Consider the following 12,939-nt stretch of genomic DNA (forward strand, 5'->3'; position numbering starts at 1 on the left):
GCGCTCGTAGCTCAATTGGATAGAGCATCTGACTACGGATCAGAAGGTTAGGGGTTCGAATCCTCTCGAGCGCGTTTATTAACTAACTTCAAAAAAAGATATTGACAAAAAAAACAATTAGCGATTATATTTTTATTGCAGTCGTTTCTAAGACAAGTCCTAATGATATTGATCATGCGGGTGTAGTTTAATGGTAAAACCTCAGCTTCCCAAGCTGAAGTCGTGGGTTCGATTCCCATCACCCGCTTTCCTTTATTTTATCGTGAATATCGTATGGATATTGTTCCAGCAGCTCAGCTGGATAGGGCAACGAGCAAAGTCATCTTCGAAATGGCTACGAGTTGTCCTGATGCACCAAGCTTCCTTGAGTAGGCTTGTAGAGGAAGGGACAGCGGGAATGTTGGGGTGTCCTGTTGATTATGTCCCAGCAGCTCAGTAGGATAGAGCAACGAGCAATAGCTTCTTTGAAACAACTGCGAGTTGCCCCGACGCATCGGGCTTCTTCGAATCGGCTTGTAGAGGAAGGGGCAGCGGAATAATGAGAGTGTCATCATGATTACTATGTCCCAGTAGCTCAGTAGGATAGAGCAGCGGCCTTCTAAGCCGTCGGTCGGGAGTTCGAGTCTCTCCTGGGACGCCATTTCCATACAAAAAGAACGCGCAAAAGGCGCTGGAACGAAGTTCTCCGATCGCCAGGAAAGAAGATTGATTCCATGTGCGAGAGGGGAATTTTTTATTTGGTTATAAGAGCCGACAGTGGGAATATTGGAGTGTTCTGTCGATGATGTCCCAGCAGCTCAGCAGGATAGAGCAACGAGCAATAGCTTCTTTGAAACAACTGCGAGTTGCCCCGACGCATCGGGCTTCTTCGAATCGGCTTGTAGAGGAAGGGGCAGCGGGAATGTTGGGGTGTCCTGTTGATGATGTCCCAGCAGCTCAGCAGGATAGAGCAACGAGCAATAGCTTCTTTGAAACAACTGCGAGTTGCCCCGACGCATCCATCTTCTTCGAGTAAGCTTGTAGAGGAAGGGGCATCGGCCCTAAGCCGTCGGTCGGGAGTTCGAGTCTCTCCTGGGACGCCACTTACATACGATTCGTTCCGGTTAAAATCCTCAAAACCCTTGATACGATCGCGTTTGCGGTCGTTTTTCATTTTTTGGGAATCCCGAAAAAAACGATAGGATCCGAAAAAATTTTGCACGAATTTTGCACGGTGATCACAGGGCATTATAGAGTTCCATCATGGTTTGATCTACCTGCCGCGATTCTTTTTGTTCCTTCTCGTCTATGATGTGAGAGTAGAAATCTTCATTTGAAAGAGCGTGCAAACGTTCCGAAAGAATGTGCAAAATCCAGAATAATCCGTAAAAATTTTGCACATGATTTCCGAATCCTCCTGAAATAATTTGAAAAAGGGATTCTGAAATAATGTGCTAATTTACATGAAGAGAATGTTAATTATATTTGTATTATAATTATAAATATTGAATAAAAAAATGATTAGTGTTATTATTTGTATTGAAGGAAATATTAAGTAATTTTGGGAGGCGGTTCTATGTTAACTAAGACAGGAATTGCTCTAGATCAGGTCGAAATGAGGTGTCCATTAAAAAAGGAGAGATGAATATATGCTAAGTAGTTTTTTGCTTCGGTTCTTCTTGGCTTATCTTTATCAATTCCGATTGGTCCTATTAACATAGAAATGGTGAAGCGGGGAATAAAGTACGGATTTTTTCATTCATGGGTTGTCGGATTGGGAGGAATGTCAGCGGATATAGTACTAATGTTTGCCATCTTTTTTGGCTTATCCGTTTTTTTAACAAAATCTGTTGTACAGCTCATCATGTGGTTTTCTGGTTTCTTCATTTTGTGTTATTTGGGTTATGATAGCATAAAGGAGGCATTTAAAAAGGTTGAAATAACCGGAGAGGTTAACAAAGAAGGTTTATTCAAATCATATCTTTCTGGCTTCTTTATAGCTATATCGAATCCACTTAATATTGTTTTTTGGGTTAGCATCTATGGATCTGTATTAGCGATGGAATTGAATTCTATTGAAAGGTATCATGCACTTGCTAAAAGTAGTGCGATATTTCTGGGGATCGCATTATGGGATTTTACAGTAGCACTCTCTGTACATTTGGGAAGAAAAATGATAAGTCAAAAGTGGCTAAAATGGTTATCTGTTGCTGCAGGGATTTCTTTGATTGGATTTGGTATAAGCTTTGGATATAGAGCCTTTAAAACGTTGCTACATATGATATAATTTTTGGCATCAAAAGATACCTCGATCAATACGATTACTTGATTGTGTTCTGTTTGAATTTCCCATACTTTTGGCCACGCTAGATATGCGAACAACGGTGTATTTTAAAGACGGTATAGCTGTCATACAAGCTAATGATACTGGCGAAATTGTTAGTATTGTTACTAGAAGCCCGGTGAAAAACGGGGCGTTGCGGGCAAATCAACGGCGTTGGATCAGAATCGCAAGCCCGTTTGTCAAAGTTTCTCTAATTGAAAAATAGGTGGGCCATCAACCTTCTTCACTAAATCACCAGCTTTCTAGAAAGAATCCAAAAAAAGATTGGAGGGAAATCGATGGATGATTTGTTGCAGTGCATCGAAGACGATCTTGAAGGAAATTTGCCGCCAGAGCAATTTTCTTATGATTTTCCTGCTATATATGCATCTTATTTCGATGATGGAGATTTAGACGAAAAGTACATCGACGCGTTTGATGATATTTCGGAAGCGTGCGGCTGGTATGAGCCTAACCCTCTTCATAGAGAGGACGACGATGAGTATATCGGAGAAGAAGAGCTGAGGAACAAAGTAGAGGAAAAATATCAAACGATTAAGAAATTGTCGACGAGAAGCACTTAACCTACTCGAATGGTTACGTGCTTTTTTATTTTCCCTCGTCTTTTTAGCATTTGTAGACGTAAAAGAACAAAGTGGTTCGTGGCCGTAACCACCATTGAAAGTTCCTTTGGTTGGCCTCATCGCATATTGGGTCGAATTTTGTCTCGCAAATGAAAACAAATTGAAACGTTCATGGCGGCGAAAGTTTGTTAAAATGTATAGGATAGAAATAAAATTAGAAAACGTGCCATACAATGAACATGCATGGCAAATATACGAGTCAGGTGATCGACATGGGGTTTGAACAGCAACTTGTTCATAAAACATTTTACGAGACGCTCGTCGAGGCGGGGGAACGCGACGTTGTCAGCGCGCTTGGCGATATGTTTTTCACGGCGCATCGGGATGGCGCTGATTTGTCGTCGATTCGCTTTGCCCAAGGGGAAGTGTATTTCCACCGCCGCGACTACGAAGCGGCGATCTTTAAATGGGAACAAGTCCATCACGACGATTTGCGCCCGTGGGCGCAAAAAAATATCGCCGACAGCTACTATGAGCTTGGACGGCTCGAGCTGGCCGAGGAGCTGTACCGTTCGATTGAGACGGAAAGCGAAACGTTGCATGCGGAAATCATTTTGCGCCTGTTTTCGCTCTACCGTGAGTTGGGGGAAAACGCGAAAGCGGATGATATGATTAAGCGCGGTGTGACGTTGTATCCGGATTATCCGAACATGACCGAATGGGCGCGCGCCTTTTTCGAGGAGCAAGGTGATTGGGAAAGCGCCGTCGAGCTTGCTTTAGGAGAGGCGGTGCGGACGTCGGCGCGCCGCTGGGCGGACATCTTGACCGGTTATGTGGAACAAGGACATGCGCGAACGATGGCGCCTGCGCGGTTTTCACGCTGCCTGGCGCTGTTGTACGAAACGGATCGGGTGAAGTTTGAACGGCTTGTGCAGGCGCTATGGAACGGTTATCGGGATGGTGACCTCTATTTTTCGTGGCTCGCGGAGTGGAATCGCCTCTATGATGAGTTGTCGATCGGCCGCGACTACGACTGGAAGCGAATTCCTGGCCTTTTAGGGGAAGCCTATGCAGGATTGATGAAAGGCCCGTACCGATTGAAAGAGTTGGTGGAAGTGGTGCCACCGCTTGTCAAAAGCTGGGTGAGTTTAGCCGACGGTCCGGAGACAGCGGTGGCCGCGGCTGCCTTGTTGGCGTGGAGTGAGAAATTTCCTGAGGCGTTTGAAGAAGAGACGGTCAACGACGCCGCTAAGCGGCTCGTCCATGCGAAACGGCAAGCTGGGGAAGCGGGTGTGTCGCTATTTGAAGAAATTGCCGATTGGGCGGAAGAGCAGCGGGCGGGCTCGCATTTCCGCTTCCGCTGGTTCGTGCGGCAGCTGTCTGATTCGCGGACGCATTTCGTTTTGGTCGCTGGGGCGTCGCGCCATGAGCGGTTGGCGTTTTTGCGGACGTTGGTCGGCGAGGCAGCGTTGGCGGCGCCATCTGCGCCGGTGCTTGCGTGGAGAAACGGCGGGGAGATGGAAGTCGCGAAAATCAGCGACGACCAGTTTACCGTTTTTTCGAGCATTGACGAATTTCAACAGGCAACGGGCGGCCGCGGAAGCCGATTCTCCGATGACGCTGTCATTGAATGCACGGCGCCGTTTTCACTCGTGCCGCAAGGGATTGTCTTGTTGGATATCGGCCCGCTCGGCGGGCGCGCTTCATCCGACCATGAAGCGCTTGTGTCGTTTTCGCTTGCTGACAGCATTCTTTTTCTTCTCAACGGCGAGGATCCGTTTTCTAGCGCCGATGAACAGTTGATGCTGCAGCTTCGCGAGCGGGCGCCGTCTGCGCCGATGTACGTTTTGCTTCCTCCGGGCGACGGGATGGTGGATGAAGAGGAGACGGCGAGAATCGTTGAGGAAGTGGAAGCGCACGTTCGTACGATCGTTCCGGAAGCCAATGTCATGGTCTATTCGCCGCATGCGCCAAGCCGCAAGCAGCAGCAAGCCCTCGTCGGCTGGCTTGAGGAGATGCGCCGATGCGTGTCCCCTGTCCGCCGCGAGGAAGCGATTTTAACGACGATCCGCCAGTTCATCGCTCATTTGTTCCGGCAGCGAGCCGAGGCGGAAAGTCGACTGGCGGAGCTGGTCGTATGGAAAAAAGAAATGGCGGCTAAACTCAGCGGCGCCATTCATCAGCTTGGCGACCTGCAAGAGGAGAAAACGGCCAAAACGGCAAAGTCGTTCCACACCGTCTTGGCGGAAATGCGGGGCGAGCTGTTGACGGCGATTCCCGATCTGTTGCGCAGCATGGCGGATCTTGTGAGCGAAGACAGGGATTTTTCCCGCTTGCATCTTGAACTGAACGACAAAGCGAACGAACGGCTTCGCGCTTACCTTGATGAAGAGGCGCTGCCAAAGCTGCGCCGCGCCATGGAACAGTGGATTGCAGCGACGGAAGACGAATTCAACGAATGCCAGGTGTTTTTGCATGAAATGGGCGAAGGGTTTAACGCCATGTTCGGCCAGGAACGGCTCAAGCTCGAATGCGATTTTCGCCTTCTCGCCGATTGGCGGCGCGATACGGATCGGTTGATCAACGGGGTGCAAATTGACAAGGTGAACGTTTTCTTGCGGAGAACGCCAAGCCAGCTGCTGTTGAAAGGGGCGGGCAAACTGCTCGGTGCCTTTGCGCAAAACAAGGCGATGCTGGCGCAAAAGTATAAGCAGTTGATCCAGACGCAAGATTACGCTGAGGTGGTGGAGGCGATCATCCAGCAGTTGTTGCTGCCGTTTGAATGGTTTGCCAAATCGCTTGAGCGTGATGTCACTCAATTTTTCCATGCGCCATTGACGGCGCTCGATGAAACGTTGAAACGGCTGGAGCTGGAGATCGCTGCCCAGGAAGGCGAGCTCAAACATATGCGCAAAAACCCTGAGGCGTACCGCGACCCGCTCGTGCTCTTTGGCATTCGTTTGCGGCAATGCGAGCAGCTGGCGCAGGCGGCATCTGCCGCTGTGCACTTGCGGCAGGATGAAAACAACCCCATCGGTTCGGTCTGATCGTTCCGTGTGAAACCGTGCTTGAACGGAATAAGGCTGCGCCAACGGTCGGGTCTGGCCGCTCGTTTGGCGCAGCCTTATTGTTTAGAGCTGGCGAAACCGATTACGCCAGTTCGAATGCCCAGTTGCCGCTGCGGAAAATCGGCTCTCGCTTCCCGTCTTTCGTCACGCCGTCAATGTTCAGATCAGCTGAGCCGATCATAAAGTCGACGTGGACGAGGCTGTCGTTGACGCCGCGACGGTCGAGTTCGTCTTTGGACAATGAAGCGCCGTTCTCGATATTGGTCGGATACGCCTTGCCGAGCGCCAAATGGCAAGCGGCGTTTTCGTCAAACAGCGTGTTGTAAAAAATGAGATTGGACAGCGACACCGGCGATTGGTGCGGCACGAGGGCGACTTCCCCGAGGCGGCGCGCCCCGTCATCGGTGTCAAGCAAATGCTTAAGCGTCTCATATCCTTGTTCGGCGCTGAAGTCGACGACTTGACCGTCTTTGAACGTGAGCGTAAACCCATCGATCACGTTGCCGTTGTAATTGAGCGGCTTCGTGTTGCGCACCGTGCCGTTGACGCCGTCTTTATGCGGCATGGTAAACACTTCTTCGGTCGGGATGTTGGGATTGAAGCGCACGCCGCTTTGACTCGTCGCCGCGCCGCCGTGCCAGACGTGCCCGTCGACGAGTTCGACCGTGAGATTGGTGCCGGGCGCTTCGTAAACGAGCTGTTTGTATTGCTTGTTGTTTAAGTAATCGACGATGCGGGCGAGCCGATCGTTATGTTCGCGCCAGGCAGCGATCGGATCGTCTTGGTCGATGCGGGTGATGCGGAAAATCGCTTCCCATAATTTGTCGATGGCTTCTTCATCACGCAGATCGCCAAATACTTTTTGCGCCCACGCCGGTGTGGGGACGGAAATGAGCGACCAGCAGTTCCGATCGGCCATAATGGCGCTCCGGTAGTTGGCGAGCGCTTGGGCGGCCGTTTTATTGGCGGTGGCGATCCGCTTCGGATCAACATCTTTCAATAAGTCCGGGTTCGGGGCGTAAATGGATAAAAAGGCAGCGCCTTGTTCGGCGAGTTCTTCCATCGCTCTCGCCCGCCACATCGGATACTCGGAAAACGCTTCCTCTGGGGCGTAGTGAAATTTAATGTAAGTAAGCGCCTCGTCGTTCCACTCGACATACACGTGTTTCGCCCCGGTTTCGTACGCGGTTTTGGCGATTTTGCGGACGAGCGGCGCCGCCTCGAGCGGGGCGTTGACGAACAGCGTTTGCCCGGGCTGAATGTTCACGCCCACCTTCACCGCCAGCTCGGCGTATTTGTCCAATTCCTTCTCCCAACGGTTCATCTTGCTCACTCCTTTTTTTGGACTCATCTCCACTTTATTATAATTCGGGCCGCCTCGCAACTTGCGGCGCTTCACATGTTGATTCTGTCCGGACAAAAGCGAAACTTTCCGATGTAGGACGTGGGTTCATATTGGAATAACAGGATGGGTTGACACATATGTAAAGAGTAAAGAAGTTTCCATGGTGAAGACTACTAAATGTCGTTGACATCGGCACTATCGTCGCGGCCTGATGATAGTGCCCTTTTTATGGAAAGGGGGGTGTAGGGCAAAAGGAGGGGGATGTACTGGCAGATCAAGTGTGCGCCTGCGCAAAACTATACAAACAGGGAGGAACAGCGATGAATGGCATCATCTTGGCGGAACTCGTGCTGTATTGTCTTGTGATGGCGGCGCTTGGCTATTGGTATGGGAAAAAGGAGATGAGCCATTCCGACTTTTTGCTTGGCGGAAAAAAACTTCCCGGTTGGGCGCTCGCGTTTTCCGAGCGGGCGACGGGCGAATCGGCATGGCTGCTGCTTGGCTACACGGGTTTTGTGTTTGCAAGCGGCCTTTCTGCCATTTGGGTGGCCGTCGGCATTGTCATCGGCATTGTGTGCGCTTGGCTCTTTTTGGCGGACCGTTTCCGCCAAGAGGCAGAGCGACATGGAGCGCTGACCTTGCCCGGCTATTTAGCCAAGCGGTTCGGCGCCCACGGACAAACGATTTTATGGCTTTCGACCGTCCTTATTTTTAGCTTTATGATGTTTTACTTCAGCGCACAAATTGCGGGAGCGGGCAAGACGTTGTTTGCCGTGTTTCATATCGATCCGAAGCTTGGCATGGTCATCAGCGCGGTGATTGTCATCCTTTTGTCGTACACCGGTGGATTTGTCAGCGTCGTCTGGACGGATATGATTCAAAGTGTGCTTATGCTGGCAACACTCGTGATTTTGCCTATCGTGGCAGTGGTGGAAATTTACAGTGGTGGGTTGTCGATCAGTGAAGCGCTCCATCACGCGAAACCAGGCCTCGACTCATGGACGGGGGGAGTGACCGGTGTTGCACTTGGGCTATTGTTGTTTAACAATTTTGCCTGGTTTTTCGGCTATCTAGGCGGCCAGCCGCAGCTGAGCGTCCGCTTCATGGCACTAAAAGACACCCGCGAGGCGAAAACGGCCAAAACAGTGGCCATCGTTTGGACGCTGTTGGCTTATGGCGGAGCGTTTTTGATCGGCCTTGCGGCGATTGCCCTTTACCAGGGGCGCTCATTTGCCGATGTTGAAACGGTGTTGCCGCACATGGCGCTCGATTTATTGCCGCCGTGGCTGGCGGGTGTGCTTTTGTCGGGCATTTTGGCCGCCATCGTGACAACAGCCGATTCACAGCTGCTCGTGATCACTAGCTCCATCAGCGAAGATATTGTCCGCCGCTCGCTGCGCCTCCGCCTGTCGGAAAGGCAGCTTGTCGCCCTTTCCCGCGCGGTGGTGGTCATCGCCGGGTTGCTTGGCTTGGTGCTGGCGATGACATCCGAATCGCTTGTGTATTTCATTGTCAGCTGGGCGTGGGCTGGAATCGGCTGCACGCTGTCGCCGGCGATTTTGCTTTCTTTCTTCTGGAAAAGATATTCCGGAATCGGCGCCATCGCGACCATTGTTGCCGGTTTTGTCAGCACGGTCATCTGGATTTCCTCGCCGCTTGAGGCTATCATCAGTTCACGGTTTACGACGTTTGCCATTGCGCTGGTGGCCGGGGTGCTGTTCAGCTTGTTGTTTCCTGATCGTCAGCGGACGATGTGATCGATCACGTCAATGCGTTAGCATGAGGGTGTCCCGAAAGAGGCGGGACACCTTTTTTCTAGACGGAACGCTTGATGATATCCAGCCTCTTTGAAGAAAAGGCGGGCGTTTATGCCGGCCTGGTGCTGTGTTGGTTGCCGTTTTGTCAACGTTGTTCGCTGTCCAAAAACCGTCGCACCATTTGGGCGCATGCCTCCCGGTCGTAACGATGGTAAAAGGTTGTCGCAAACCGGGCAGGATCGCCGAAGAAAAACCGTTCGTACAGCGTCTGCCGCGTCCCGAAGGCGCTCATCGCCAGATCCCAGGAGAAGCTGATTGGTTGTTCGAAAAAAGGAAATCGGCGAATGACGGCGAAATTATTTCATATGGATGAAGCAGAGGACATGAACAATTGGGAGAAAGCGTTTTCTAAGCGAAAAATACTGACCATTCAGTATTCTGTCGAAGGATGGTGAAACAGGTGAACCAAACGCCCCCGTATTGGCCGAGCAGATTGCCGAAGAAGCTACACTATGTGCTCGGCGAACAGCCGCTCTATCATTATTTGCGCCATCGCGGCGAACGCGAGGAAAACGAGCCGGCGTACATCTTCTACAACAAGGTGGTCACTTGGGGAACATTGCTGGATCACGTCCGCCGTTTTGCCCGCTATTTGCAGGAAAAAGGGGTGAGGAAAGGGAGCTATGTCGCCTTGTACATGCAAAACTGTCCGCAATACATCATCGCCCACTTCGCCATCCAGCAGTTAGGCGGCGTCGTCGTCCCGCTCAACCCGATGTACCGGGAATCGGAGCTCGCCTATTTTTTCGCTGAAGTGCCGCTTGTCGGCATCATCGCCGGAGAGGAAGGAGTGCCGCGCGTTCGACAAGCCGAACAACAAACAGCGCCTCTGTCGTTTATCGTAACGTGCCACTACGGCGATTACGCCGATCCGGCAGGGGGCATCCCGCTTTGCGCCGAGCTTGTGCAACCGAAAGAGGCGATGAGCGCCGCGGACGATTTTGCGGCCATCATCGCCGCCTATCCGCCGCTTGATGAGACCGCTTCTATTGACTTATGGAACGATGTCGGGTTGATCATTTTTACATCGGGTACGACCGGTCGGCCGAAAGGAGCGATGCTCACCTATGGCAATGCGCTATTTAAGACGGCCGCATCCGCCCAGGCGAACCGGCTGACGGAAAAACGCGAACAGCTTATGGCCCATTCCCCGCTTTGCCATATTGCCGGCATGGTGATGGGACTGAATACGCCGGTGTACACGGGACATCCATGCGTGCTGTTTACCCGCTTTGATCCGATGGCGACGATCAAAGCCATCGAAACGTACAAAGTCACGGCATGGTACAGCATCGCGCCGATGAATGCGGCCATTTTGCAAGTGCTGTCAACCACCTCTGCCGACTTGTCAAGTTTAAAACGCAACTTGGCGACGAGCTTCGGTCTGCCGGTGACGAAAGACCTTGCCGAGCGGTGGGCGGAAGCGACCGGCGGCTGCCTGTTGTACGAAGCCGCCTACGGGCTGAGCGAGACGCATACGTGTGACACGTTTATGCCGGATGACCGTGTGAAATTTGGCTCGTGCGGCATCCCGACGTATGAGACGGACATTCGCATCATCGATCCGGAAACGAAACGGGAGCTTGGGCCCGGACAGTCGGGGGAAATTGTCGTCAAAAATCCGGGGGTTTTTCAAGGCTACTTCCGCCGCGATGACGCGACGAGCGAGACGCTGAAAGATGGGTGGGTGTACACTGGCGATATCGGGTATGTCGATGAAGACGGCTATTTGTATTTCCAAGGGCGGTTGAAAGAAATGATTAAAGTGTCCGGCTACAGCGTCTTTCCGGAAGACGTCGAGGCACTGTTGAACGAACATCCGGCCGTCAAGCAATGTGCGGTCATCGGCGTGCCTGACCCGATGAAAGGGGAAGTGCCGAAAGCGTTTGTCGTTCTCCATGATTCGTACAAAGGAAGGGTGGCGCCGTCTGACTTGATCGAATGGGCGAAAACGCATATGGCGGCGTTCAAGTATCCGCGTTATATCGAGTTCATTGATGAATTGCCGGCGACGCCGTCAGGCAAAGTATTGCGAAAGCTGCTGCCAAGAGAATAACATAGCGGCGGGGTTTGATGCGGGCCGCCCCGCCTTTTTCTGCCAAAGGGGGATCGCGATGAAACATTTGCGGCAATTAACAGACGAACTGATGGCGAAAAAAGCGCGCGCCGCGCTAGGCGGCGGAGAAGAGAAAATCGCCAAGCAGCACGCGAAAGGGCTCCTGACGGCCAGAGAGCGGATCGACCTGCTTGTGGATGCCAAAACTTTTGTCGAGTTCGGACAGCTGAACGCGTCCGACCAACCCGGTTTGGAAGAAACGACGTATGGAGACGGGATCGTCGCCGGCATCGGTAAAGTGAATGGCCGCCCGGCGGTCATCATCGCCGGGGATAAAACGGTGCTTGCTGGAACGGAGGGGAGCGTTCATTTGCGCAAGTCGCGGCAAATGCATGCGTTGGCTGTGCGCAATGGCTTGCCGATGTTTTTCCTCCATGAAGGCGGCGGGTTGCGCATGCCGGACGGGATGGGGTCGGACGGGATCAGCGACAAATTGTTTCCACGCGAGCTGCTCACCCACCACCGGAAAGTGCCGACGATGGCGGCGATTTTGGGGGACAGCTACGGTGGGCCGACATGGACGGCGGTCAGCTGCGATTTTGTCACGCAACTGAAGGGGACATGCATGGCGATCGCTGGGCCGCGCATGCTCGAGCTGGCAAACGGGCAGCGCGTTTCTCCAGAAGAGCTTGGGGGCGTAGACATTCATCACCAGTATACAGGGCAAATTGACGCCGATGGCGAGACAGAGGCAGAATGCATCGAGCAACTAAAAAGGTTTTTTTCATACATGCCGCAAAACGAGAACGAGCGGCCGCCGATGCGGAAGACGGACGATGACCCATACCGGATGGTTGAGGAAGTGTTTTCAATTTTGCCGGACAAACGTAGCCGCGTCTATGATATGCGAAACATCATCGCCTGCCTTGTTGATGAAGGGGACTATTTTGAGTACCAGAAACAATTCGGCAAGGCGCTGATCGCCGCTTTGGCGCATCTGAACGGTCATGTGGTCGGCATCATCGCCAATCAGCCCAACCAATATGCAGGAGCGCCCGGGCCGCAGGAATGCCAAAAGGCGACGGAATTCATTTGCTTGTGCGACTCGTATCATATTCCGCTCATCTTTTTGCATGACACGCCGGGGTTTCGCATCAGCGTGGAGGCGGAAAAAGCGAAAATGGCGACGAAAATCATGGTGTGGAATCAGGCGCTTGCTCTATCAACTGTCCCGAAAATTTCGGTTGTCATCCGCAAAAGCATTGGCGCGGCGTACGGCAATATGTGCGGACCGGGGATGGGAGCGGATGTGGTCGTCGCTTGGCCGAGCGCGGAAATCAATTTCACCGGTCCGGAAGTCGGCGTCAACGTCGTATACGGCCGCGAGCTTGAACGCGCCGACAACCCGCATGAGCGGCGTCAGGAGCTGCTCAAGCAGTGGTCGTTTGACAGCTCGCCGTATGGGGCGGCGCGCAAACATTTGATCGACGATGTCATCCATCCGGCGGAGACGAGAAAATTCCTTTGCCAGACACTTGAATATTTGCTTACATCCAAGCGCGAAAAAAGCAAGCGCTTGCTCGCCGCTTGGCCGACGGGGTTTTAACGGAAGTCATTGGGAAGCCAAGCTCCACGTTACCATGGACTCAGGGGGTTGCGCCTAGTTGTGCCCCCTCCTTTCCACTGATATCTACGTGGGAAAGCCAGAAAAGACATTGACAGTCGAATAGAAATGGAATATTCTTTAATTAATATCGAATCGTTTAT

General features: G+C 52.1%; 7 protein-coding genes, 3 tRNA genes and 1 pseudogene. 9 read left to right on the top strand and 2 right to left on the bottom strand.

The window, feature by feature from the left end; genetic code table 11:
• From ABS784_RS14740 to ABS784_RS14765, 6 genes are all read left to right on the top strand, one after another.
• Window positions 1-74 (top strand) — tRNA-Arg (locus ABS784_RS14740).
• A 102-nt stretch (window positions 75-176) separates the two neighbouring features.
• Window positions 177-247: transfer RNA gene (locus ABS784_RS14745), tRNA-Gly, on the top strand.
• 316 nt (window positions 248-563) lie between these two features.
• A tRNA-Arg gene (locus ABS784_RS14750) sits at window positions 564-640 on the top strand.
• Between the two features lie 1,035 nt (window positions 641-1,675).
• Window positions 1,676-2,266 (top strand): LysE family transporter, encoded by a 591-nt coding sequence (locus tag ABS784_RS14755; protein WP_352513023.1) that lies wholly within the window; start codon window positions 1,676-1,678, stop codon window positions 2,264-2,266.
• A gap of 335 nt (window positions 2,267-2,601) precedes the next feature.
• Window positions 2,602-2,886 (top strand): hypothetical protein, encoded by a 285-nt coding sequence (locus ABS784_RS14760; RefSeq protein ID WP_011231627.1) that lies wholly within the window; start codon window positions 2,602-2,604, stop codon window positions 2,884-2,886.
• 233 nt (window positions 2,887-3,119) lie between these two features.
• Complete coding sequence (locus ABS784_RS14765) at window positions 3,120-5,933, top strand: tetratricopeptide repeat protein (protein ID WP_352512997.1); 2,814 nt, start codon at window positions 3,120-3,122, stop codon at window positions 5,931-5,933.
• A gap of 103 nt (window positions 5,934-6,036) precedes the next feature.
• Here ABS784_RS14765 and ABS784_RS14770 read toward each other — a convergent pair whose 3' ends face one another.
• The gene (locus ABS784_RS14770) at window positions 6,037-7,278 is read right to left on the bottom strand and encodes an aminopeptidase (protein ID WP_352512999.1); all 1,242 of its coding nucleotides are present in this window, start codon (window positions 7,276-7,278) and stop codon (window positions 6,037-6,039) included.
• Between the two features lie 341 nt (window positions 7,279-7,619).
• On the opposite strand from ABS784_RS14770, the gene ABS784_RS14775 reads away from it, so the two are divergent.
• Window positions 7,620-9,056 (top strand): sodium/proline symporter, encoded by a 1,437-nt coding sequence (locus ABS784_RS14775; RefSeq protein WP_352513001.1) that lies wholly within the window; start codon window positions 7,620-7,622, stop codon window positions 9,054-9,056.
• 145 nt (window positions 9,057-9,201) lie between these two features.
• Here the strand turns inward: ABS784_RS14775 and ABS784_RS14780 are convergent.
• Window positions 9,202-9,378, bottom strand: a pseudogene (locus ABS784_RS14780) (4-hydroxyphenylacetate 3-hydroxylase C-terminal domain-containing protein); the annotation flags it as partial.
• A gap of 126 nt (window positions 9,379-9,504) precedes the next feature.
• Between ABS784_RS14780 and ABS784_RS14785 the strand changes: the two are divergent.
• Both ABS784_RS14785 and ABS784_RS14790 read left to right on the top strand, forming a co-directional pair.
• Entirely contained in the window at window positions 9,505-11,172 is a 1,668-nt protein-coding gene (locus ABS784_RS14785; protein ID WP_407066666.1) for an AMP-binding protein, read from the top strand.
• 58 nt (window positions 11,173-11,230) lie between these two features.
• Window positions 11,231-12,778 (top strand): acyl-CoA carboxylase subunit beta, encoded by a 1,548-nt coding sequence (locus ABS784_RS14790; RefSeq protein WP_352513003.1) that lies wholly within the window; start codon window positions 11,231-11,233, stop codon window positions 12,776-12,778.
• The last annotated feature ends 161 nt before the right edge of the window (window positions 12,779-12,939 follow it).

Origin of the sequence: Geobacillus sp. G4 (genome assembly GCF_040327975.1) — a bacterium.
Classification (GTDB): Bacteria; Bacillota; Bacilli; order Bacillales; family Anoxybacillaceae; genus Geobacillus; species Geobacillus thermoleovorans.

Coding starts and splice junctions, on each gene's coding strand:
- ABS784_RS14760 (WP_011231627.1), top strand. CDS start 2,602: ATGGATGATTTGTTGCAGTGCATCGAAGACGATCTTGAAGGAAATTTG.
- ABS784_RS14765 (WP_352512997.1), top strand. CDS start 3,120: ATGAACATGCATGGCAAATATACGAGTCAGGTGATCGACATGGGGTTT.
- ABS784_RS14770 (WP_352512999.1), bottom strand. CDS start 7,278: ATGAACCGTTGGGAGAAGGAATTGGACAAATACGCCGAGCTGGCGGTG.
- ABS784_RS14775 (WP_352513001.1), top strand. CDS start 7,620: ATGAATGGCATCATCTTGGCGGAACTCGTGCTGTATTGTCTTGTGATG.
- ABS784_RS14785 (WP_407066666.1), top strand. CDS start 9,505: ATGGTGAAACAGGTGAACCAAACGCCCCCGTATTGGCCGAGCAGATTG.
- ABS784_RS14790 (WP_352513003.1), top strand. CDS start 11,231: ATGAAACATTTGCGGCAATTAACAGACGAACTGATGGCGAAAAAAGCG.